Genomic DNA, 23741 nt, shown 5'->3' with positions numbered 1-23741 from the left:
GTCAGGTCACGTCGTGCACGCGCAGTACCTCGGTGATGCCGCGCGCGGCCAGATGGGCCGGGTCCGCGGCGTGCTCCGCCAGCACCACCGAAGGGCGCACCCCCCGGGCCGCGAGCGCGGCCCAGGCTTCGAAGAACGCGCCGCCGGGGGCGCACACGGAGCGCCCCGCAGCCGCCTGCGCCGCCCCGCCCGAGCTCCGGCCGTTCCCGCCGGGCCCGCCGACGTCCACGGCGAGCGCGGTCGTCCGCGGGGCCGGGCGGTGCGCGCGGCCCCGCCACTCCTCGGTGATCCGGGCGATGGCGGCGCCGGCCGGTTTGGTCCGGCGGTCGTTGGTGAGCAGGCCGAGGCCGTACTCCAGCTCCGGGAAGTCCGCGAGCCCGCGCGACACGTCGTGCGAGCACCACCAGGTCACACCCCACACGTCCGGGCAGTCCAGCGCGTTCGCGACCGTGGCTTCGGTGAACCCCGCCGCGCGCTCGGGCGGGATCAGCGGCGCCGGCGCGCCCACCTCCTGGAGCCACACGGGGCGGTGCGGATCGAGGGCCCAGGCCTTGGAGAGCTCGATCAGGTACGCGGCATGGTGCTCGGTCGCAGCCCCGCTCCCGCCGTGGCGCTGCGCGGTGCCGTTGAACACCCAGGAGTGCACGGCGGTGGCCGCGCCCATCCGGGCCGCCTGGGCCGCGGTGAAGGGGTGCCCGTCCCGGTACCAGGCGGCGTCGTACTCGGCGTGCAGATGGAGCCGCCCGGGCGCACCCTCCTCGCAGGCGGCCAGCATCCGCTCCAGCCACCGGGCCGCCTGGTCCGGGGTGATCCGGTCGGGGTCCGGGTGCGGGGCGTCGGAGAACTGGTTGATCTCGTTGCCGACGGTCATGCCCAGGAAGTTCGGCCGGTCGGCGAGGGCCGCGGCCAGCGTGCGCAGGTACTCCTCCTGCCCGGAGACCACGTCCGGGTCGGTGAAGATGCTGCGCCGGTGCCAGGTCCGGGTCCAGGCGGGCAGGAAGTCGAAGCTCGACAAGTGCCCCTGCAGACCGTCCACGTTGACGTCGAGCCCGCGCTCGGCAGCCGCGTCGGCGAGCGCGACGAGCTGCTCGACTGCGCGCGGCCGGATCAGCGTCCGGTTCGGCTGGAAGACCGGCCACAGCGGGAAGACGCGGATGTGGTCCAGCCCGAGCGCGGCGATCGAGTCGAGGTCGGCCCGGACCTCGTCGAGGTCAAAGTCCAGCCAGTGGTGGAACCAGCCGCGGGCCGGCGTGTAGTTGGCGCCGAAGCGGAGCGCGTCATCGTGCACAGGGCGTCCTGGGGTTCTGGAGTTCTGCAGGAATTCAGCGGACGGGCCACAACCTGCCGGTGTCGAAGAGGAAAGTCAACAAGGCCTCACGTCCACCTACTTATGCGCTTCAGCCCAGTTGACACAAGGGTTGTGTCCGGCAGAACCTGGGCTGACTAATGCGCTTTAGTTGTGGCTGGCCGCAGGGAAGTGTGTGGAAATGTACAGCGGTATTTCGGTCACGGCGGTCACGACTCCGGCCCTGTTCACCGGACCGCCAGGAGCGCCCGCGCAGGTGGTCCGCGCAAGGATCCGCAGGGACCGGCCCGTCGGGCCGCTGCACGTCACCGTGCACGGCGCGGGCCTCACCACGCCGCACCCGCGCATCCTGCGGGCGCAGCAGTGCGCACCGGATTCCACCGTCGAGGTCGCCGTCCGCACCGGCGCCGCCGCGCCGGGCGAGCTGCTGGCCGCCACCGCCCGCGTAGCCACCCCCGACGGGCGGCCGCTCGCCGAGCTGCCGTTCGCGCTGACCGTCGCCGAGCCCGGCTGGACCGTCCGGCTCGTCCCGCACTTCCACTACGACCCGAGGTGGTGGAACACCCAGGCCGCCTACACCGCCCTGTGGGACACCCCGCTGCGGCCCGGAGAGGTGGAGCGCGGCTGGGAGCACGAGGGCGTCCCCGCCTTCACCCTGATCCCGCTCCACCTCCAGCAGGCTCGCGAGGACCCCGCGTACCGCTTCGTGCTCTCCGAGGTCGACTACCTCAAGCCGTACTGGGACACCCACCCGGCCGACCGGGCCGAACTGCGCGCGCTGATCGCCGAGGGCCGCGTCGAGATCGTCGGCGGCACCTACAACGAGCCGTCCACCAACCTCGTCTCCGCCGAGACCACCCTCCGCGGCGCGGTCCACGGCCTCGCCCTGCACCGCGGCACCCTGGGCGCGGACCCGCGCACCGCCTGGCAGCTCGACGCCTTCGGCCACGACCCGTCCTTCCCCGCCCTGATGGCGGGCTGCGGGCTCGACTCCGCCGTCCTCGCGCGCGGCCCCCACCACCACTGGGGCCCGATGACGGACCGCTGGGGGGATCCCCTGCGGGCACCCGCCGCGATGCAGCTGCCCGCCGAGTACGAGTGGATCGCGCCCGGCGGCGACGGACTGCTGCTGCACTACCTGCCCGCGCACTACTCGGCCGGCTGGCCCTCCCACGGGGCGCCGGACGCGGAGGCCGCCGCCGAGCAGCTGCTCGACCTGTACGAACTGCTGCGCACCTGCGCCGCGACCCGGAACGTCCTGATCCCGATGGGCACGGACTTCTCCTGGCCGCACCGCTGGGGCCTGGACGTCCAGCACGCCTGGAACCGCCGCTACTGCTGGCCCCGCATGGAGCACTCCGGGCCGCGCGCCCACTTCGACGCCGTCCGGGCCGAGTTCGCGGCGCGAGGCGAGCGGCCGCTACCGGTCACCCGGGAGATGGGCCCCGTGTACACCGGCAAGGACGTCACCTACACCGACGTGAAACAGGCGCACCGGGCCGCCGAGAACCTCCTCGAACAGGCGGAGGCCTTCGCGGCCCTGGCCTGTGCCGAGGGACTCCTGGACCATCCGGCGCAGACGCTGGGCAAGGCCTGGCGCCACCTGGTGCACGCCGCCCACCACGACGCCGTCACCGGGACCTTCTCCGACCAGGTGTACCTGGACCTGCTGCCGACCTGGCGGGAGGCGTACGAACTGGCGGCCGCCGTACGGGAGGAGGCGCTGGCCGCACTGACGGACGCGGCGGACACTCGGGTGCCGGTGCCGGTGCCGGTGCCGGTGCCGGCGCCGGGGCCGGAGGGGGAGGCGGAGCCGGGGTCGGGGCTGCTGGCGGTCACCGTGTACAACCCGGTGTCGTGGCCGCGGACCGACCTGGTCCGGGTGTCACTGGACGCGGCCGCGTCGGCCGTCGCGGGGCTCGCGGGGATCACGGCCGCGCAGGAGCACCGGATCACCCTCCGTGACGCCGAGGGCCGGTGCGCGCCCGTCCATGTCGAGGCCGCGGCCGGCGACCGGGCGGAGCTGGTCTTCCTCGCCGAGGAGGTGCCCTCGCTCGGCCACCGGACCTGGTGGCTGGCGGCCGCCGGGGCCACCGACGCCCCGGACCGGGGGAGTCCGGCCTCGGGCGGCTGGGAGCCGGCGGAGGGCCTCGCCGTGGAGAACGAGGCCTTCCGTGCCGAGGCCGACCCGGCACGCGGCGGCGGACTCGCCCGCTTGCTGGACCGGCGCACGGGGCAGGAGCTCATGAGCACCGGGGAGGTGGACGAACTGCTCGTACAGGACGAGTACGACCGGCACCCCTTCTTCGAGGAGGGGCCCTGGCACCTGCTCCCCAAGGGCCCGGGCACCGGATCCGGCTCCGCGCCCGCCACCTCCTGCCGGGTGGAGCGGGGGCCGCTCGGGGCGCGGATCGTCGCCACCGGGCGCACCGGGCCGGTCCGCTGGACCCGCACCACCACCCTGTGGCGGGGCCTCGACCGGGTCGAACTGACCACGTGCGTCGACGGGTTCACCGGCTCCGACCAGCTGGTGCGGCTGCGGGTACCCGCCGATGTGCCGGGTGCGATCCCGGTCGCGGAGACCGCTGCCGCCGCGGTGGGACGCGGCTTCGCCTTTCCCGGGGTGGATGCAGGGGCCGACCACACGCGGGCCCCGTGGACCCTGGACAGCCCCTGCCTGAACTGGTTCGCGCTCTCGGCGCCGCTGGTCGGGCCGGACCGGGCGCTGGGCGCGGCGGAGATCGTGCTGCCGGACGCGGGAACTCCCGACGGACTGCGGGAGTTGGTGACCGCGCTCGGCCGGTACGGGGTCACGGCGACCCCCACCCGGCCCGCCGGTCCGCGCTGGGGCGACCTGGCGGCGGACAGCAGCCTCCCGGACTTCCGGATCGCCCTCGGCGGCCCCGGAGCCAATGCCTTCACGGCGGCGGTGCTGGCGACGGCCGATCCCGCGTACGCACAGGCCGTACGAGAGCACGCCCGGGTCTGGATCCCGGCCCGGGCCCCGCTCCGCGCGCTCTGGAGCCCCGGCTGCGACCTCACCGGGATCCGGGACCTGCCGGTCCTGGTGCACACCGGGCCACCGGCGGAACTGGCCCGGGCCGTCGCCGCTTCGGGCCGCCTGGAGGCCGGCGGGCAGCCGGCCGGGGTGGCCGGGGTGGCCGGGCGCGAGGCCCCGTACGCGCAGCGGACCGTCGGGATCCTCGTCCGCGGCACGCCCGGCTTCGCGGTGGACACGGCGGGCCGCCTGCACAGCAACCTGATGCGTTCCTGCACCGGCCGGCCGGCCGGGGAGTGGATGGACCCGCCCCGCCGTACCGCCCCGGACGGCAGCTCCTTCCAGCTCCAGCACTGGACGCACGTCTTCGAGCACGCGCTGGTCGCGGGCGAGGGGGACTGGCGGGCGCTGGATCTGCCGCGCCGGGGAAGGGAGTTCAACAAGCCGCTCACCGCCGTGGTCACCGCCCCGACGGGCGGTCCGAGGCCGGCGACCCGGTCGCTGCTCGGCGTGGAACCGGCCGACCGGGTCCTGGTCGAGGCCGTGAAACGGGGTGAGGAGGGCGGCCTCGCGGTCCGGCTGCGCGAGACGCACGGCCGCGCGGCGGAGCCCGAGGTGCGCGGTCCTGGTCCTGGCCCCGCTCCAGGTCCAAGTCCAAGTCCTGGCCCAGGTCCAAGGCCCTGGTCAGGCACCCGATCCGGTCGTCGAGGCGGACCTGCTGGACCGCCCGCGCGGCGCCTTCGCGGCGGGCATCCGGGGCACGGCCACCACCACACTGCTGCTGCCCACTGCCTCGGGCATGCCGCTGCGGGAGGGGGAACGGGAGCCGCAGCAGCCCGTGTTCAGCCGTTACTGGCTGCACAACACGGGGACCGCCCCACTGGGGGACGCTCCGTACACGGTGACATGCGACGGAGACCCGTCCGCCGCGACGGTCACGCTCGCCGCCCACGGTGGTGCGCGCGGACCCGTCGCGCTGGAGGTCCGTGCCCCCGACGGCTGGCAGGCTTCCTGGACCCGGCGCGTCGTGGACCTGGCACCGGGTGGGCACGAGCGGATCCCGCTGAGCGTGGTGCCCGCAGCCGGGGCGGGAGCCCTGACCGGGCTCGGCCCCGGCGATCGCCCCGGCCCCGGCTCCGGTCCCGGCCCCGGAGAACACCTGGTCAGGATCCTTGCCGCCACCCCCGCGGGGGAGTTCGAGGACGTGCTGACGGTCACCGTGCCCGGCGGCTCCGTCCCGGCCGGGCTGTGGGTGGAGGCGCCCGAGCCGGCCGTGACCGTGGCCCCGGGCGCGCGGGGGCGCGTACCGGTCCGGATCGGCGCCACCGGCGTGCGGACCGCGCTGACGGGACTGGCCCACGCCGTCTCCCCGTACGGCACCTGGGGGTTGATCGGGCCGGCGACCCGGCCCGTGCACGTCCCGGCGGACGGGGTGGCCGAGGTGGAGTTCGAGCTGCGTCCCCCGCTCGACACCCCTCCCGGGGACCACTGGATGCTCGTCAAGGCGGTCTGCCAGGGCAGGATCGCGTACGGTCCGGCCATTGCCCTCCGTATTCCGCCACGCGTGACGCACTCGAAGGACGAATGAGACAGGCCATGGCCCGCAGACCCACGATCAAGGACATCGCCCGGCAGGCCGGGGTGTCGGAGAGCGCCGTCTCCTTCGCGCTCAACGACCGGCCGGGCGTCTCGCAGGACACCCGCGCCCGGATCCGCCGCCTCGCCGAGGAACTCGGCTGGCAGCCCAACAGCGCCGCCCGGGCCCTGTCCGGCGAACGGTCCGGTGCCGTCGGCCTGGTCCTCGCCCGGCCCGCGCACACGCTCGGCGTCGAGTCCTTCTTCCTCCAGCTCGTCTCCGGCATCCAGGAGGTGCTCTCCGCCGCCCGGACCGCCCTGCTGTTCCAGGTCGTCGAGGACATCGACGCCGAATGCGCGGTCTACCGCCGCTGGTGGGCCGAGCGGAGGGTCGACGGCGTCCTCGTGGTCGACCCGCGTACGAGCGACCCGCGCCCGGCGCTCCTGGAGCAACTGGCCCTGCCCGCCGTCACGATCGGCGAGGCGGCCGCGACGGGCGACACCGGGGCAGGAGCCGGCGCGGGGGCCGAAGCAGGGGGCGGGGGCGGGGGCGCTCCGTCCGGGACCCTCTCCTCGGTCCGGGCCGACGACGCAGGTGCCATGGCCCAGGTGCTCGACCACCTCCACCGGCTCGGCCACCGCCGCATCACGCACATCGCCGGACTCCCCGGCCTCGCCCACACGGTCCACCGGATGGATTCCCTGCGGACCGAGGCGGCCCGGCGAGGGCTCGGCCCGGACCAGGTGCGTTCGGTGGTCACCGACTACTCCGACGCCGAGGGCGCGGCCGCCACCCGCCGGGTCCTCGCCGAGCCGCTGCCGCCCACCGCGCTGGTCTACGACAACGACGTGATGGCCGTCGCCGGGAGCGCGGTCGCCGCCGAGCTGGGCATCCCCGTCCCGGGCCGGCTGTCGATCGTGGCCTGGGACGACTCCGCGCTCTGCCGGGTCACCCATCCGCGGCTCACCGCGCTCGTCCGGGACACCGCCGGCTTCGGCCGGCTGGCCGCCGAGGAACTCCTGGCCGTCCTCGCGGGCAGCCCGCCCGGGGTCCGGATCAGCGAGCAGCCGCGGCTGGAGCCTCGCGAGAGCACGGCGCCGCCCCGGCGCATACTGAATCCTGAACCCTTCCTGGAGCCGCCACCGTGATCATTCCCACCGCCCCGTTCCCCGCACCGCGAGCCGCCGCAGCTTCCTCCGGCCCTACGGTGGCGATCGACATCGGCGGTACGAAGATCGCCGGGGCGCTGGTGCACCCCGACGGCACGATGACGGCCACCACCCGCCGCCCGACCCCGCGCGGCGTGGACGGGGACGGCGTGATGGCGGCGGTCGCCGAGGTCGTCGCCGAGCTGTCCGAGTCGCCGCTGTGGGCCTCGGCGGTCCGCTGCGGGATCGGCAGCGCCGGACCGGTGGACGCCTCCCGGGGCACGGTCAGCCCGGTCAACATCGGCGCGTGGCGGGACTTCCCCGTCCAGGAGCGGGTCGTGGCGGAGCTCGCGGCGCACGGGGCCGATCTGCCGACGGTGCTGGCCGGTGACGGGGTGGCGATGACCGCCGCCGAGCACTGGCTGGGCGCGGCCCGCGGGCATGCGAATGCCCTGTGCATGGTGGTCTCCACCGGCGTCGGCGGTGGCCTGATCCTGAACAACCAGCTCCACCCCGGCCCCACGGGCAACGCGGGGCACATCGGTCACATCAGCGTCGCCTTCGACGGTGAACCGTGCGTCTGCGGCAGCCGCGGCTGCGTCGAGTCGATCGCCTCCGGCACGGCGATCGCCCGCTGGGCGCTCGACCACGGCTGGAAGCCGTCGGACCCCGCGTCGGACGCCCCGTCGGGCACCGAGGGAGGCGGAGCCGATGCCACGGCGGCGGGCGTGGCCGCTGCCGCCGCCGCGGGCGACCCGATCGCCCTGGCCGCATTCGACCGGGCGGGTCGCGCCCTGGCCGCCGCCATCGCGGCCACCGCGACACTCGTGGAGACGGACATCGCCGTCATCGGCGGTGGAGTGGCGGCCGCGGGTGACACCCTCTTCGCCCCGATCCGCCGCCACCTCGCGGCCTACGCCACGCTCTCCTTCGTCAAGGACGTCCAGGTGGTCCCGGCGATGCTGGGCACCCACGCGGGGCTGATCGGCGCGGCCGCGGCGGCGACGATGCTGCTGCCCTCGTCGTCCTCGTGACCCCCGGAGGTTCTCCGGGGGCTCTCCGGGTCCTCGGTGGCCTCAGGGCTTGACGGACCGGTAGTACCGGCGGGCGCCCTCGTGCAGCTCCAGGGGGTCGGTGTAGATCGCCGTCCGCAGGTCCACGAGCTGCGCCGCATGCACCTCGCGGCCGACGAGGTCGCGGCTGCCGATCACCGTCCGCGTCAGCTGCTCGGTGAGCCGGGGGTCGGCCCCCGCCGTGGTGACCAGCAGGTTCGGCACGGCCAGGGTCGCCACCGAGCTGGTGTTGCGGGCCCGTGTGTACGCGTCCTGGGGCATGACCGCCGTCCGGTAGTAGCGTGCCGGGCCGCCGTTCTCCTGGAGTTGTTCCACCAGGTCGCCGAGTTGCACGAGCCGGATGTCGAAGCGCTCCGACAGTTCGCGCACGGCGTTCGTCGGCAGGCCGCCGGACCAGAAGAAGGCGTCGATCCGGCCGGCCTCCAACTCGCCCGGCATGGTGTCGATGCCGATGGACACCGGCGTGACGTCCAGCACCGGGTCGATCGTGGCCGCCTTGAGCAGCCACTCCGAGACCAGCCGTACCCCGGAGCCCGGCTGACCTATGGCGACCCGCTTGCCACGCAGGTCACGGGCCGACTGCACCGGGGAGCCGGCCGGGACCACCAACTGCACGTAGTCGTCGTAGAGCCGCGCGACCCCTTGCAGCCGGTCCGCGCCGGGCTTCCCGTCGAGCCGGTACTTGGCCACCGCGTCGGCCGTCGCCACCGTGAAGTCGGCCTCACCGGTGGCCAGCCGCTTCAGGTTCTCCTGCGAGCCCTCGCTGGTCTCCAGCCGTACGTCCACCCCGGGTATCTCCGGACCGAGCGCCTGCTCCAGCAACAACCCGTACCGGTGGTAGACCCCGGTCCGCGCGCCCGTGCTGAAGGTCAGCTCGCCGCTCAGATCCGGCTGCCCGAAGGGCTTCAGCCACCAGGTCAGGATCCCGAGGACGGCGAGTACGGCCACCAGGACCCGCAGGGCGTGGCGCCTGCTGATCCGGGGCGGTACGAGAGGCATGGCCGCGATCCTGCCACCCGGCCGCCGTCCTGTCACGGCGCGGCCGGTCCGGGGCCCCGGGGCGGAGCCGTCGCAGCAGCTCGTGGGCGGCGGCCGGGCGGCCCGTCGCCGCGCCGGTCCGGGGCGACCCGCCCCTTCGGGCGTGGACCCGACCGGCATCCGGCTGCGCGCGGACGACCCGGACCGGTCCTACCGAGAGGGAACCCCCGTGCACGCGGAAGCCCAGGACCTGCCGCTCGTCCTCTTCGGCCACCGCCTTCCGCCGGGGTCGGCCGAACGGGGGACCGGAGGGCCACCGGGTACCGCCTACCCTTATTGCATGACCAGCAGCGACCGGAGCCAGGCAGTGGACGTGAAGCGAAGCTACGAGGTGCGCACCTACGGGTGCCAGATGAACGTGCACGACTCGGAGCGGCTCTCCGGTCTGCTGGAGGACGCCGGCTACGTCCGGGCGCCCGAGGGCGCCGACGGCGACGCCGACGTCGTGGTCTTCAACACCTGCGCGGTCCGCGAGAACGCCGACAACAAGCTGTACGGCAACCTCGGCCGGCTGGCCCCGATGAAGACCAAGCGCCCCGGCATGCAGATCGCCGTCGGCGGCTGTCTCGCGCAGAAGGACCGCGACACGATCGTCAAGCGGGCTCCCTGGGTCGACGTCGTCTTCGGTACGCACAACATCGGCAAGCTCCCCGTGCTGCTGGAGCGCGCGCGCATCCAGGAGGAGGCGCAGGTCGAGATCGCCGAGTCGCTGGAGGCCTTCCCCTCCACGCTCCCGACGCGCCGCGAGTCCGCGTACGCCGCCTGGGTCTCGATCTCCGTCGGCTGCAACAACACCTGCACCTTCTGCATCGTCCCGGCGCTGCGCGGCAAGGAGGAGGACCGCCGGCCCGGCGACATCCTCGCCGAGGTGGAGGCCCTGGTCGCCGAGGGCGTTTCGGAGATCACCCTGCTCGGCCAGAACGTGAACGCGTACGGCTCGGACCTGGGCGACCGCGAGGCCTTCAGCAAGCTGCTGCGCGCCTGCGGTGCGATCGAGGGCCTGGAGCGGGTCCGCTTCACCTCCCCGCACCCGCGCGACTTCACGGACGACGTGATCGCGGCGATGGCCGAGACCCCGAACGTGATGCCCCAGCTGCACATGCCGATGCAGTCCGGCTCCGACCCGATCCTCAAGGCGATGCGCCGCTCGTACCGGCAGGAGCGGTTCCTCGGCATCATCGAGAAGGTCCGCGCCGCGATCCCGCACGCCGCGATCTCCACCGACATCATCGTGGGGTTCCCCGGTGAGACGGAGGAGGACTTCCAGCAGACGATGCACGCGGTGCGCGAGGCCCGCTTCGCGAACGCCTTCACCTTCCAGTACTCCAAGCGGCCCGGCACCCCCGCCGCCGACATGGACGGGCAGATCCCCAAGGAGGTCGTGCAGGACCGCTACATGCGCCTGGTCGCCCTCCAGGAGGAGATCTCCTGGGAGGAGAACAAGAAGCAGGTCGGCCGCACCCTCGAGGTCATGGTCGCGGAGGGCGAGGGCCGCAAGGACGGCGCCACGCACCGCCTCTCCGGCCGCGCGCCCGACAACCGCCTGGTCCACTTCACGAAGCCGGAGGCGGAGGTCCGCCCGGGCGACGTGGTCACCGTGGACATCACCTACGCGGCTCCGCACCACCTGCTGGCCGAGGGGCCGACGCCGACGGTGCGCCGAACCCGCGCCGGCGACGCCTGGGAGAAGCGCAACGCGGCCCCGGCCCAGCCGGCGGGCGTCATGCTCGGCATCCCGACGCTGGGCGTCCCGGCGCCGCTGCCGACCGTCGCCTCCGGCTGCTCGGTGCCCGCCTCCTCCTGAGCGACACGGGTTCCGCGCCTGCGGCTAGGCTGCGGATCATGCTCGTAGCCGCTGCCGTCTGTCCCGCCCCGCCCCTGCTCGTGCCGGAGGTCGCCGCCGGGGCCGCCGCCGAACTCGGGGCCGCCCGTACCGCCTGTTCCGACGCGCTGGCGGTGCTCACCGCGTCCCGGCCCGACCTGCTGGTCGTGGTCGGGGCCGCCGCCGAGGGCGGCGCGTACGACCAGGGCACCCCCGGCAGCTTCGCCGGGTTCGGCGTGGACCTGACCGTCACCCTGGGCCCCGACCTGGGCGAACCGCCGAGCGGCCACGCCACCGGGGTCACCCTCCCGGCTTCCCTCGCGGTGGCCGGCTGGCTGCTCGGCCGGGCCCGCTGGGCGGCCGCCCCGGTCGCCGGAGTGGCCGTCGCCGCGGACCTCGCCCCGAGCGGCTGCGGCCTCCTCGGCGCGGACCTGGGCGGTTCCGCCGAACGTGTGGCCATGCTGGTCCTCGGGGACGGCAGTGCCTGCCGCACCCTCAAGGCCCCCGGTTACCTCGACGAGCGGGCCGCTGCCTTCGACGAGGCCGCCGCCCGCGCGCTGGGCGCCGCCGACGTGCCCGCGCTCGCCGCCCTGGACGCCGGGCTAGCGGCCGAGCTCCAGGCCGCCGGACGGGCCCCCTGGCAGGTGCTGGCCGGCGCCGCGGAGGGCGCGGGGCTGACCGGGCGCCTGCTGTACGAGGACGCGCCGTACGGCGTGGGGTACTTCGTCGCCGCCTGGTCCTAGCGGGCCCGGGCCGGCCGGGGCCGGCTGCGGAGCCGCCCAGGAAACGGCGAAGGGGCGCGCGACCGGCCGGTGCCGGTCCCGCGCCCCTTCCGCGGACCGCGTCAGGAAGCGGCCGGCGGCGTCGTCCCGCCGGGAGCGTCCTTGTGCGCGATCTTCCCCAGGGCGTCCTTCGCCTTGCCCGTCCCGCTCGTGATCTGGCCGCTGTACTTGCCCTTGGTCCTGGAGTCCACGGCCTTGGCCACCTTGTCGAGGCTCTCGCCGATCCTGCCCTCGTGCTGGTGGGCGAGGTCGCCGACCTTGTCCTTCGCCGGACCGAGCTTGGCCTTCAGATTGTCCAGCAGGCCCATGGGTCACCTTCCGTTGGCGGTCGCTATGTGCGGGCGCCCTCGCCGGTCTCGCTGTCCGCAGCCACCTCGGCCGACTGCTGCTTCGGAATCTCCACGGCTTCCGCCGCCGGAGCCTCCTGCGCAACAGGCGCGGCCTCGTCGGCCGCGCCGGACTCCGCCGTCAGGTCCTCCGCCGCGACCTCCGTGGTCACGGCCTCGTCCTTACGACGAAAAAACCGATCAAAAACACCCATGTCTACTCCCGTAACGTTACGCGTGTGAGCGAAGTTCCGCGTTGGCCGGACCGGCCTGCGCCGGGCGTACGCGGGGCGTATGCCCGGCCGGAACCTCGCCAGGGCAACGACCCCGACCACACCCCGTCACGTAACTCGATCGGGTACATGCCCGTGTCTTGACCAGGGGCTGCGAGACTGGGGCCGTGAGGAAAGCAGCCCCCGCCCCGCGGGTCATCGCCGTCGTAGGTCCCACCGCGGCAGGAAAGTCCGACCTGGGCGTAGCCCTGGCCCGCCATTTCGACGGCGAAGTCGTCAACGCCGACTCCATGCAGCTGTACCGGGGGATGGACATCGGCACCGCCAAGCTGACGACCGAGGAGCGCGGCGGTGTCCCGCACCACCTCCTCGACATCTGGGACGTCACTGACACCGCGAACGTCGCCGACTACCAGAGACTGGCCCGCCTGGAGATCGACAGGCTGCTCGCCGAGGGCCGCACCCCCGTGCTCGTCGGCGGATCCGGCCTGTACGTCCGCGGCGCCCTGGACGTCATGGAGTTCCCCGGCACCGATCCCGAGGTCCGCGCCCGGCTGGAGGAGGAGGCCACGCTGCGCGGCCCCGGCGCCCTGCACGCCCGGCTCGCCGCCGCGGACCCGGCCGCCGCCCGGGCGATCCTGCCCAGCAACGGCCGCCGCATCGTCCGCGCGCTGGAGGTCATCGAGATCACCGGCCGCCCGTTCACCGCCAACCTGCCCGGCCACGAGTCCGTCTACGACACCGTGCAGATCGGCGTCGACGTGGCCCGGCCGGAACTCGACGAGCGGATCGCACTGCGCGTGGACCGGATGTGGGAGGCCGGGCTGGTGGACGAGGTCCGCGCACTGGAGGCCCGCGGGCTGCGCGACGGAATCACCGCCTCCAGGGCGCTCGGCTACCAGCAGGTTCTGGCCGCCCTCGCGGGCGAATGCACCGAGGACGAGGCCCGGGCCGAGACCGTCCGGGCGACCAGGCGGTTCGCCCGCCGCCAGGACTCCTGGTTCCGTCGCGACCCGCGCGTGCACTGGCTCAGCGGGGCCGTGGCCGACCGGGGGGAACTCCCCGGACTCGCGCAGTCGTTGGTCGAACGAGCGGTCACAGCCTGATCACGTGATGGCATCGGGACGCCTCACGCGCCCGTAGCGGGGCCGGGGGCGTGCCATCATCAAACTCCAGCGGGTGCGATCACCTGCGATGAACGGCGGCGTACTGAGTCCGAGTGGGGAGGGCGCGTGGCGATGGAGGCCGGCCCTCGTGACACCGGGCGGGACGACACCCGGAGGGAAGCGGACCCGATGCTTCTGGACGGGACGGACGGGCCCGCGGGGCTCGGGTTGCCCGCAGACCCGGCGCGCCTGACCCCCGACGGCCCGGACGCCCCGGACTCCGCCGAGGCGGAGGCTGCTGCCGGGCCCGAGTTCGAGGTCGAACTGCGTCCCCAGCGCCGCCTGCGCCTGTGGCAGATCGCCCCGATCGCGATGCTCGCCGCCACCGGTTCGCTGATGTTCGCCTTCCCGCTCGCCTTCGAGTTCGGTGACGGCGGAGCCGTGGTCGCGATGCTCGGCTTCCTGATCAGCTGCTGCGCCGGAGGCTGGGGAATGATGGCCGCCCGCCGGGTCGGCTACACGTGGCCCGGCCTCCCGGCCCGGGGGAGCGGCCGCCGCCCCGACTGGCGCATGGCCGCGCTGTACGCCGTGGCCGTACTGGCCGTCGTAAGTCTGGCCGTCTACCGGGTCGCCCGGCTCCGCTGACCGCCCCTCGGACGGCTCCACCCCTCTGAGCAGGGGCTGGGTACCATGGGCGGGTGACGCAGACCACCCTCCCCTTCCTCAAGGGCCACGGCACCGAGAACGACTTCGTGATCGTCCCGGACCCGGACAACGCCATCGAGCTGCCCGCGTCCGCCGTCGCGAAGCTGTGCGACCGGCGGGCCGGAATCGGCGCCGACGGCGTGCTTCACGTCGTCCGTTCCGCCGCACACCCCGAGGCGGCGCACCTGGCCGACGAGGCGGAGTGGTTCATGGACTACCGCAACAGCGACGGCTCCATCGCCGAGATGTGCGGCAACGGCGTCCGCGTCTTCGCCCGCTACCTCCAGCACGCCGGACACGTCGAGCCCGGCGACCTCGCCGTCGCCACCCGGGGCGGCGTCAAGCGGGTCCACCTCGACAAGAAGGGCGACGTCACCGTCTCCATGGGCCGCGCCGAGCTGCCCGCCGGCGAGGTCACGGTCAGCGTCGACGCCCGCAGCTGGCCCGCCCGCAACGTGAACATGGGCAACCCGCACGCGGTGGCCTTCGTCGAGAGCCTCGACCACGCCGGGAACCTGTACGCCGCCCCCGCCTTCAGCCCGGCGTCCGCCTACCCGACGGGCGTCAACGTCGAGTTCGTCGTCGACCGCGGCCCCCGGCACGTCGCCATGCGCGTCCACGAGCGCGGCTCCGGCGAGACCCGCTCCTGCGGCACCGGCGCCTGCGCCGTCGCCGTGGCCGCCATCCGCCGCGACGGCGCCGACCCGGCCACCACCGGCGAACCGGTCGCGTACACCGTCGACCTCCCCGGCGGAACCCTGATCATCACCGAACACCCCGACGGGCAGATCGACATGACCGGACCGGCCGTGATCGTGGCTGCGGGGGAGTTCGATGAAGCCTGGCTCACCGAAACGGCTTTCGGCTGAAGCTTCCCTCTAATGGGTGATCCGTTTCACGCTGAGCGAGAGGTGGACTGCGCCACGTGGTGGGGTCGGTAACATCAGGCACCGGCCCTGAGGGCTCACCCCATGCCCGCCACCGCCGGTCGAAGCCGCCGGAGGTGCCCATGAGTGCAGAGGCCACGAACCCCGAAGCACACCCCGAAGCGCGCCCTGAGCTCCGCAGACGTGGGCGGACCAGGCTCGATCTGCGCCGGCTCGGGCGTGCCGCCCTGCTCGGGCCGACGTCCCGGGACCGGCTCCCGGACGCGATCGGCCACGTGGCCGAGGCGCATCGCGCGCACCATCCGGACGCCGATTTGTCCATTCTGCGCCGCGCGTACCTCCTCGCGGAGACCTCGCACCGCGGTCAGATGCGAAAAAGTGGTGAGCCGTACATCACACATCCGCTCGCCGTCACCCTGATCCTCGCCGAACTGGGCGCCGAGACCACCACCTTGACGGCCTCTCTGCTCCACGACACCGTCGAGGACACCGACGTGACCCTCGATCAGGTCCGCGCCGAGTTCGGCGACGAGGTCTGCTTCATCGTCGACGGCGTCACCAAGGTGGAGAAGATCGACTACGGCGCCGCCGCCGAACCCGAGACCTTCCGCAAGATGCTCGTCGCCACCGGCAACGACGTCCGCGTCATGTCCATCAAACTCGCCGACCGGCTGCACAACATGCGCACCCTGGGCGTGATGCGCCCCGAGAAGCAGGCCCGCATCGCCAAGGTCACCCGCGACGTCCTCATCCCGCTGGCCGAACGCCTCGGCGTCCAGGCCCTCAAGACCGAGCTGGAAGACCTCGTCTTCGCGATCCTGCATCCCGAGGAGTACGAGAGCACCCGCGCGCTCATCGCCGCCCACGCCGGCGAACGCGACCCGCTCCCCGCCATCGCCGACTCCGTACGGAGCGTTCTGCGCGACGCCGGGATCACCGCCGAAGTGCAGGTACGGCCACGGCACTTCGTCTCCGTGCACCGCATCGCCCGCACCCGCGGCGAGCTGCGCGGGTCCGACTTCGGCCGGATCCTCGTCCTCGTCGGCGAGAACGCCGACTGCTACGCCGTTCTCGGCGAGCTGCACACCTGCTTCACCCCGGTCATCTCGGAGTTCAAGGACTTCATCGCCACCCCGAAGTTCAACCTCTACCAGTCGCTGCACACCGCCGTCGCCACGCCCGAGGGGTACGTGGCCGAGGTCATCGTGCGGACCCGGCAGATGCACCGCGTCGCCGAGGCGGGCGTGGTGGCCCTCGGCAACCCGTACGCCACCGCGACGCCCGATGCCGCCGCGTCCGACGCCACCGCGACCCCCGACGCCGCCACCGACCCGGACGAGGAGCGCGTGGACCCCACGCGGCCCGGCTGGCTGTCCCGGCTGCTCGACTGGCAGCAGTCCGCGCCCGACCCCGACACCTTCTGGACCGTGCTCCGGGCGGAACTCGCCCAAGACCGGGAGATCACCGTGTTCCGGGAGGACGGCAGCGCCACCGGCACGATCAGCCTGCCGGCCGGGGCCAGCTGCATCGACGCCGCCTACGCGCAGCACGGCGAGGCCGCCCACGGCTGTATCGGCGCCCGGGTCAACGGGCGCCTCACCTCCTTGTCCTCCCCGCTGTCCGACGGGGACACCGTCCAGCTCCTGCTCGCGCAGGACGCCTCCTCCGGACCCGCCGCCGAGTGGCTGGACCACGCGCGGACCCCCGCCGCCCGGATCGCCATCAGCAGGTGGCTCGAATCCCATCCCGACCGGGCCATGGCAACCACCTCCGCCGCACGGGCGCCGCTCTCGGTGGTCGGGGCCCGCGGGGGCGGTGGCAACGCCGTCGCCGACCTGCCGGACGCCACCGTGCGGCTGGCCGGGTGCTGCACCCCGGTGCCGCCGGACGCCGTCGCCGGGTTCCTGGTCCGCGGCGGGGCCGTCACCGTGCACCGCATCCACTGCGCGGCGGTGGCGCAGATGCGCGCCGTGGGCCGTACCTCCGTCGCCGTGCACTGGCGCGCGACGGCGGACTGCCGGGTCACCCTGCTCGCTGAATCGTTCGGCCGCCCGCACCTGCTGGCCGACCTGACCGAGGCCATCGCCCGCGAGGGGGTCGAGGTGGTCTCCGCGACCGTCGAACCCCCGGTCGAGCAGCGGGTCCGGCACACGTACACCCTGCAGCTGCCCGACGCGGCGGGGCTGCCCGCGCTGATGCGGGCGATGCGGGACGTGCCGGGCGTGTACGACGTCCGCCGGGCGTAGCCACGGCCGTCCGCCGCGCGTGGCCACGGCGTCAGCCGCGCGTAGGCCGGGACGGCTCCGGAAGGCCCCGTTCGGGTGGACCCGTCGCGCGCCGTACGCGGCCGTGCGGCGGGCGCTGGTAAGCGGTGGTGGATGCAGCTCTCCTCCCCGCGCCTGCGCGCCGCCCTGCTCGCCGCGGCCTCCCTCACCCTCGTCGCCGCCGTACTGCCCCCGCCGACGCCGCTGGGCATCGGCGACCGGCTCTTCCCCGAGCTCGGGAACCCCGGGTACGACGTGCTCTCGTACGACCTGTCCTTCGCCTACAAGGACAACCTGAGCCCGCTCGACGCGGTCACCGTCATCGACGCCCGCGCCCTGCAGCCGCTGGAGCGCATCAACCTGGACTTCACCCACGGCAAGGTGGCGTCCGCCGAGGTCAACGGAGAGCCGGCGCGGTTCGAGAGCGTGGGCGAGGACCTCGTACTCACGCCCGCGCGGCCGGTGGCGGTCCGCATGCCCCTGCGCATCACCATCCGGCACACCAGTGACCCCCGCGGCCGCGGGGACGGCGGCTGGGTGCCCACGGAGGACGGTCTGGCCATGGCCAACCAGGCGGACGCCGCGCACCGGGTCTTCCCCTGCAACGACCACCCCGCCGACAAGGCGATCTTCACCTTCCGGATCACCGCCCCGGCCGGTCTGACGGCCGTCGCCAACGGCGAGGCGGTGACGCCGGCCCGGCGGCTCGGTCCCACGACGACATGGACGTACCGGACCCGGCACCCGATGGCCACCGAACTGGCCCAGGTCTCGGTGGGCCGTTCCGAGGTCGTGCACGGCACCGGACCGCACGGGCTGCCGCTGCGCGACGTGGTGCCGGCCCAGGACCGCAAGCGCCTGGACCCCTGGCTGAAGAAGACCGCGGGCCACATCGAGTGGATGGAGGATCGGGTCGGCCGCTACCCCTTCGAGAACTACGGCGTGCTCATCGCGCGGGCGACGACCGGCTTCGAACTGGAGACGCAGACCCTCTCGCTCTTCGAGAGCAACCTGTTCTCGGGCGACGGCTACCCCGACTGGTACGTCGAGTCCGTGATGGTCCACGAGCTCGCCCACCAGTGGTTCGGCGACAGCGTCTCCCCGCGGACCTGGTCCGACCTGTGGCTCAACGAGGGGCACGCCACCTGGTACGAGGCCCTGTATGCGGACGGGCTCGGCAAGTACTCCCTGGAGCGGCGCATGCGCGAGGCGTACCAGCGCTCCGACCAGTGGCGCGCGGCGGGCGGACCCCCGGCCGCCCCGAAGGCCGCGGCGCCGGGCGAGAAGATCGGTCTGTTCCGGCCGGTGGTCTACGACGGGGCCGCGCTGATCCTCTACGCGCTGAGGCAGGAGGTCGGCGCGCAGGCCTTCGACCGGATCGAGCGGCGCTGGGTCGCGGAGAACCGGGACGGGGTGGCCGGGACGGCCGACTTCGTACGGCTGGCCTCGCAGGAGGCGGGCCGGGACCTCGGGGCCTTCCTGGAGCCCTGGCTGTACGGGGCCACGACCCCGCCGATGCCGGGGCACCCGGAGTGGAGCGGCAAGGCAGCCGCGCCCTCCGGCAAGGCAGCCGCGGCCCCCGGCAAGGCAGCCGCGGGCCCCGGCCATGCCGCCTCCGGGAAGCCCGCGGCGGGCGGGAGCGCCCAATAAAGGGTGTGACCGGTGAGGAACGGGCATGTCACCATCGACAGGGCCGCGCAGGGAATCCCCCGGCGGTGTGACACGTTGGACGTGACAGCTAACGTGACACTGCTATTCGAATCGACGTAAGGATCCAATGACCTCCTCTTCTTCCCCTTCCCAGGACGCGCGGGACGCACAGGACACTCAGGACGTGCGGGACTCGCAGAGCTTCACCGAGAGCCTTCGGGCCGATGCCCTGATGGAAGAGGACGTCGCCTGGAGCCACGAGATCGACGGAGACCGGGACGGCGAGCAGCTCGAACGCTCGGAACGCGCGGCCCTGCGCCGTGTGGCCGGCCTCTCCACCGAGCTCGAAGACGTCACCGAGGTCGAGTACCGGCAGCTGCGCCTGGAGCGCGTCGTGCTCGTCGGTGTCTGGACCTCCGGCACGGTCATCGACGCGGAGAACTCCCTCGCGGAGCTCGCCGCCCTCGCCGAGACGGCGGGTGCCCTCGTGCTCGACGGCGTGATCCAGCGCCGTGACAAGCCGGACCCGGCCACCTTCATCGGCTCGGGCAAGGCGCGCGAGCTGCGTGACATCGTCATGGAGAGCGGCGCCGACACCGTCGTCTGCGACGGTGAGCTCAGCCCCGGCCAGCTCATCGCCCTCGAGGACGTCGTCAAGGTGAAGGTGGTCGACCGGACCGCCTTGATCCTCGACATCTTCGCCCAGCACGCCAAGTCCCGAGAGGGCAAGGCGCAGGTGGCGCTCGCGCAGATGCAGTACATGCTGCCGCGACTGCGTGGCTGGGGTGCCTCGCTGTCCCGGCAGATGGGTGGTGGCGGCGGTGGCGGCATGGCCACCCGAGGCCCCGGTGAGACCAAGATCGAGACCGACCGGCGCCGGATCCGCGAGAAGATGGCGAAGATGCGCCGGGAGATCGCGGAGATGAAGACCGGCCGTGACATCAAGCGGCAGGAACGGCGCCGCAACAAGGTGCCCTCGGTCGCCATCGCCGGTTACACCAATGCGGGCAAGTCCTCGCTGCTCAACCGCCTCACGGGCGCGGGCGTCCTGGTGGAGAACGCACTGTTCGCCACCCTCGACCCGACCGTGCGCCGGGCCGAGACGCCGAGCGGCCGGGTCTACACCCTGGCCGACACGGTCGGCTTCGTCCGGCACCTGCCGCACCACCTCGTCGAGGCCTTCCGCTCCACGATGGAGGAGGTCGGGGACTCCGACCTGATCCTGCACATCGTGGACGGCTCGCACCCGGCGCCGGAGGAGCAGCTGGCGGCGGTGCGCGAGGTGATCCGCGAGGTCGGCGCGGTCAGCGTGCCCGAGATCGTCGTGATCAACAAGGCGGACGCCGCGGATCCGCTCGTCCTGCAGCGGCTGCTGCGGATCGAGCGGCACTCCATTGCCGTCTCGGCGCGCACGGGCATGGGCATCGAGGAACTCCTCGCGCTCATCGACTCCGAGCTGCCGCGGCCCGAGGTCGAGGTGGAGGCCATGGTGCCGTACACGCGCGGCTCGCTGGTCGCCAAGGCGCACGCCGAGGGCGAGGTCATCTCCGAGGAGCACACCCCGGACGGCACCCTGCTCAAGGCGCGGGTCCACCAGGAACTGGCGGCCGACCTGGCGCCGTACGCGCTCGCGAAGCACTGACCGATCCGAGTGGTCCGGGCGGTCCGGCCGGGCCGACCCGGCCCGACGGTTCGATGGTCTGACGGTCTGACGGTCCGAATGGCTGAGGCCCCCCTGCACGTGCAGGGGGGCCTCAGCCATTCGGACATGCTCCGCAGCCGCGGAGCCGGGACTACTTGAACTTGCGGCTGACGGCGTCGAAGATGCCCTTCGCCTCCGGACCCAGCCGGGGTCCGGCCAGCCAGCCCGCCTTGGCCGGGCCGATCGAGGTGTTCGACACCAGCGCCGGCTTGCCGTCGGCGCCCGCCGCGACCCAGCCACCGCCGGAGGAACCGCCGGTCATGGTGCAGCCGATGCGGTACATCACCGGGTCGGCGGCGTTCAGGGACAGCCGGCCCGGCTTGTCCGTGCACTGGAACGCGCGCTGCCCGTCGAACGGAGCCGCCGCCGGGTAACCCGTCGCCGTGATCCCCGCGACCTTCGGCACGGGCTGAGCGTTGAACTCCACCGGGAGCGCCGAACCGACCGTCTCCTCCAGGGACTTGCCGCTGCCCTTCTCGGGCGTCACGTGCAGCACCGCGAAGTCGTACGGGGCGCCCGCGCCGCCGGTCGGGCCGCCCGTCGCGATCCACTGGTCGGAGGTCTGGGCCCAGTCGCTCCACCAGACGCCGTACGGGGCCACCTGCTCGCGGGGCGCGCCCTTGAGCTGCGCCGCGGGCTTGCCCGCGTTGTTGTAGGACGGGACGAAGGCGATGTTGCGGTACCAGCCGCCGGCCTTGCCCGCGTGCACGCAGTGGCCCGCAGTCCAGACCATGTTGGACTTGCCGGGGTGGGCCGGGTCCTTGACCACGGTCGCCGAGCAGACCATCGAGCCCTCGGGGCCGTCGAAGAAGACCTTGCCGGACTCCGGAACGCTCTGGTGGTAGGGCGGGTTGGCCTGCTTGGCCGCCACCGGGGCCGGGGTCGGGTCCGTGACGCCCTGGTCCTTGCCCGCGTCCGGGTCGACGGCCGGGCGCTGCGGCTGCTCGGCGTCACGCATGCGGTCCGGGTCCCACAGGTCCTCGATGATCGGGTTGATGTAGTCGCCCGCCTCGCGGAGCCAGTCCTCCTTCTTCCAGTTCTTCCACTCACCGCCCTTCCACTTCTCCAGGTCGATGCCGTGTTCCTTGAGCTTGTCCTTGAGCTGGTCCGGGATCTTGATCCCGTCCGTGCCCGGCAGGCTCGCCGCCACGGTCGGCTTGGCGTCGCCGCCGGCCTCCCCGTCGCCGGGGCCGCAGGCAGCCGCGGTCAGCGCGAGCGTGGCCGCGCACAGGATCGCGGTGACCGGTCGGTTCGGTCGCATGTCTTTCGTCCCCCTGGGAGTTCGAGGCGTGGAGTGCGTCCCCCACTATGCCGCTGCCGCCCAGGACGACAGAGCCCGGGGCCGTGGTTCCTGGCGCCCTGCCCCTGCGGGACAAGGATCTTGAGTCAACCCGTGATCCCTCGCCGTCACCGTCGTTGGTACGTACGGGGGATGGGGGAGCAGCGTTCATGTTCGAGACGCAATCCGGAAGAGCAATCAGTGCGGGAGGACCAACACTCGTGGCTGTCACCGAGCCGGCCGCGGCGGCGGCCGGGACAGAGATCCCGCCACAAGTACCGCCGCCAGTACCGCCTCAAGCAGCGCCTCAAGTGCCGCCGCAGGGCAACCGGGCCCCGGCCACGGGCGGGCCGGGCGGCGGCTCGGTCGTACCCGAAGGGATCCTGCGCCGGCAGGCGCAGCGGGAGTCGGCGGCGCGGACGTACGCGCGCTCGCTGCCCATCGTCCCGGTGCGGGCCCGCGGGCTGACCATCGAGGGCGCCGACGGTCGGCGCTACCTCGACTGCCTCTCCGGCGCCGGTACCCTCGCCCTCGGGCACAACCACCCGGTGGTGCTCGAAGCCATCCGGGGCGTCCTCGACTCGGGGGCCCCGCTGCACGTGCTGGACCTCGCGACCCCGGTCAAGGACGCCTTCACCACCGAGCTGTTCGCCAACCTGCCGCCCGCTCTGGCCACCGACGCGCGCATCCAGTTCTGCGGTCCGGCCGGTACGGACGCCGTGGAGGCCGCCCTCAAACTGGTGCGCACCGCGACCGGACGCTCCGGGCTCCTCGCCTTCACCGGGGCCTACCACGGCATGAGTGCCGGAGCGCTCGACGCGTCGGGGGGCGCCCCCGAGGTACGGGTGACCCGGCTGCCGTACCCGCAGGACCTCCGCTGCCCGTTCGGCGTCGGCGGTCCCGAGGGCGCCGAACTCTCCGCGCGTTGGACGGAGAACCTGCTGGACGACCCGAAGGGCGGGGTGCCCGCCCCCGCGGGCATGATCGTCGAACCCGTGCAGGGCGAGGGCGGGGTACTCCCCGCCCCGGACGCCTGGCTGCGCCGGATGCGCGAGATCACCGAGGCGCGGGGGATCCCGCTGATCGCCGACGAGGTGCAGACGGGCGTCGGCCGGACCGGCGCCTTCTGGGGGGTCGACCACGCCGGGGTGGTGCCCGACGTGATGGTCCTCTCCAAGGCGATCGGCGGCAGCCTGCCGCTCGCGGTGATCGTGTACCGGGCCGACCTGGACGTCTGGACCCCCGGGGCGCATGCGGGCACCTTCCGCGGCAACCAGCTGGCCATGGCCGCCGGTACCGCCACCCTCGCCTTCGTCCGGGAGAACCGGCTCGCCGAGCGCGCCGCCGTGCTGGGAGAGCGGATGCTGGCCGCCCTGCAGGGCCTGGCCTGCAGCCACCCCTGCATCGGCGACGTCCGGGGCCGCGGACTGATGATCGGCGTCGAACTCGTCGACCCCGACACCGGGGCCGCCGCACCGGCCCTCGCCGCCGCCGTCCGCCAGGAATGCCTGGACCGCGGGCTGATCGTCGAGCTCGGCGGCCGCCACGGCGCCGTGGTCCGCCTGCTGCCCCCGCTGACCCTGACCGACGAGCAGGCCGCGGCGGTCCTCGACCGCCTGGCCGACGCCATCCCGGCCGCCGTCCGGCGGACCCACTGACCCGCACCCCGAGGACCCGCGATGCCAGACCCGCACCAGCCCAGCCCCGTCACCGGGGCCCAGCCCGACCCGTCGCCGGCGGGGCCGGTCCCCGACCGGTTCGCCGCCGGGCCGGGCCCGGCGCGGCCGCAGTCGTTCCCGGACCCCGGGTCCACCGCGCCGGAGCAGCCGTCGCCGCCGTCGGGCGC

Annotated in this window: 16 protein-coding genes and 1 pseudogene; 12 read left to right on the top strand and 5 right to left on the bottom strand. The window is 73.7% G+C overall.

Features of this window, described 5'->3' with window-relative positions:
- Window position 1: 1 nt before the first annotated feature.
- On the bottom strand, window positions 2-1288 hold the full coding sequence (locus IE257_RS29140; RefSeq protein WP_189972857.1) for a glycoside hydrolase 5 family protein: 1287 nt from the start codon (window positions 1286-1288) through the stop codon (window positions 2-4).
- A 199-nt stretch (window positions 1289-1487) separates the two neighbouring features.
- On the opposite strand from IE257_RS29140, the pseudogene IE257_RS38615 reads away from it, so the two are divergent.
- From IE257_RS38615 to IE257_RS29130, 3 genes and pseudogenes are all read left to right on the top strand, one after another.
- Window positions 1488-3029, top strand: a pseudogene (locus tag IE257_RS38615) (glycoside hydrolase family 38 N-terminal domain-containing protein); the annotation flags it as partial.
- Between the two features lie 2871 nt (window positions 3030-5900).
- On the top strand, window positions 5901-7028 hold the full coding sequence (locus IE257_RS38610) for a LacI family DNA-binding transcriptional regulator (RefSeq protein WP_229920729.1): 1128 nt from the start codon (window positions 5901-5903) through the stop codon (window positions 7026-7028).
- Between the two features lie 2 nt (window positions 7029-7030).
- Window positions 7031-8062 (top strand): ROK family protein, encoded by a 1032-nt coding sequence (locus IE257_RS29130; RefSeq protein WP_229920728.1) that lies wholly within the window; start codon window positions 7031-7033, stop codon window positions 8060-8062.
- 42 nt (window positions 8063-8104) lie between these two features.
- Here IE257_RS29130 and IE257_RS29125 read toward each other — a convergent pair whose 3' ends face one another.
- Window positions 8105-9100 carry a TAXI family TRAP transporter solute-binding subunit gene (locus IE257_RS29125; RefSeq protein ID WP_189972855.1) on the bottom strand — a complete coding sequence of 332 codons (996 nt, stop codon included), beginning with the start codon at window positions 9098-9100 and terminating at the stop codon, window positions 8105-8107.
- A 319-nt stretch (window positions 9101-9419) separates the two neighbouring features.
- On the opposite strand from IE257_RS29125, the gene miaB reads away from it, so the two are divergent.
- Both miaB and IE257_RS29115 read left to right on the top strand, forming a co-directional pair.
- On the top strand, window positions 9420-10943 hold the full coding sequence (gene miaB, locus IE257_RS29120; RefSeq protein WP_189972854.1) for a tRNA (N6-isopentenyl adenosine(37)-C2)-methylthiotransferase MiaB: 1524 nt from the start codon (window positions 9420-9422) through the stop codon (window positions 10941-10943).
- Window positions 10944-10981: 38 nt separating this feature from the next.
- Window positions 10982-11704, top strand: coding sequence for a class III extradiol ring-cleavage dioxygenase family protein (locus IE257_RS29115; protein WP_189972853.1), 723 nt, complete (start codon window positions 10982-10984; stop codon window positions 11702-11704).
- Between the two features lie 101 nt (window positions 11705-11805).
- Here the strand turns inward: IE257_RS29115 and IE257_RS29110 are convergent, their stop codons facing one another.
- A complete protein-coding gene (locus IE257_RS29110) occupies window positions 11806-12051 on the bottom strand; it encodes an antitoxin (RefSeq protein ID WP_189972852.1) in 246 nt (81 codons plus the stop codon).
- A 23-nt stretch (window positions 12052-12074) separates the two neighbouring features.
- A complete protein-coding gene (locus IE257_RS29105) occupies window positions 12075-12242 on the bottom strand; it encodes a gliding motility protein (RefSeq protein WP_229920722.1) in 168 nt (55 codons plus the stop codon).
- A 227-nt stretch (window positions 12243-12469) separates the two neighbouring features.
- On the opposite strand from IE257_RS29105, the gene miaA reads away from it, so the two are divergent.
- From miaA to hflX, 6 genes are all read left to right on the top strand, one after another.
- Window positions 12470-13408, top strand: coding sequence for a tRNA (adenosine(37)-N6)-dimethylallyltransferase MiaA (gene miaA, locus IE257_RS29100; protein WP_189972850.1), 939 nt, complete (start codon window positions 12470-12472; stop codon window positions 13406-13408).
- Between the two features lie 132 nt (window positions 13409-13540).
- A complete protein-coding gene (locus tag IE257_RS29095; RefSeq protein ID WP_189972896.1) occupies window positions 13541-14053 on the top strand; it encodes a hypothetical protein in 513 nt (170 codons plus the stop codon).
- Between the two features lie 53 nt (window positions 14054-14106).
- Complete coding sequence (dapF, locus tag IE257_RS29090; RefSeq protein ID WP_189972849.1) at window positions 14107-14982, top strand: diaminopimelate epimerase; 876 nt, start codon at window positions 14107-14109, stop codon at window positions 14980-14982.
- Window positions 14983-15122: 140 nt separating this feature from the next.
- A complete protein-coding gene (locus IE257_RS29085) occupies window positions 15123-17246 on the top strand; it encodes a RelA/SpoT family protein (protein WP_189972848.1) in 2124 nt (707 codons plus the stop codon).
- A 132-nt stretch (window positions 17247-17378) separates the two neighbouring features.
- Window positions 17379-18914, top strand: a complete 1536-nt coding sequence (locus IE257_RS29080) for a M1 family metallopeptidase (RefSeq protein ID WP_189972847.1) — start codon at window positions 17379-17381, stop codon at window positions 18912-18914.
- Window positions 18915-19041: 127 nt separating this feature from the next.
- Window positions 19042-20556, top strand: a complete 1515-nt coding sequence (gene hflX, locus IE257_RS29075; RefSeq protein WP_189972846.1) for a GTPase HflX — start codon at window positions 19042-19044, stop codon at window positions 20554-20556.
- A 151-nt stretch (window positions 20557-20707) separates the two neighbouring features.
- Here the strand turns inward: hflX and IE257_RS29070 are convergent, their stop codons facing one another.
- Window positions 20708-21877, bottom strand: a complete 1170-nt coding sequence (locus IE257_RS29070; RefSeq protein ID WP_189972845.1) for a trypsin-like serine peptidase — start codon at window positions 21875-21877, stop codon at window positions 20708-20710.
- A 188-nt stretch (window positions 21878-22065) separates the two neighbouring features.
- Here IE257_RS29070 and IE257_RS29065 point away from each other — a divergent pair, with 188 nt between their 5' ends.
- Window positions 22066-23553: a diaminobutyrate--2-oxoglutarate transaminase family protein gene (locus IE257_RS29065; protein WP_229920721.1), complete on the top strand. Its 1488-nt coding sequence runs from the start codon at window positions 22066-22068 to the stop codon at window positions 23551-23553.
- The last annotated feature ends 188 nt before the right edge of the window (window positions 23554-23741 follow it).

This window comes from Streptomyces avidinii, from assembly GCF_014650695.1.
In the GTDB taxonomy this organism is placed as follows: domain Bacteria; phylum Actinomycetota; class Actinomycetes; order Streptomycetales; family Streptomycetaceae; genus Streptomyces; species Streptomyces avidinii.
This window is presented reverse-complemented; position numbering and strand designations above follow the sequence as displayed.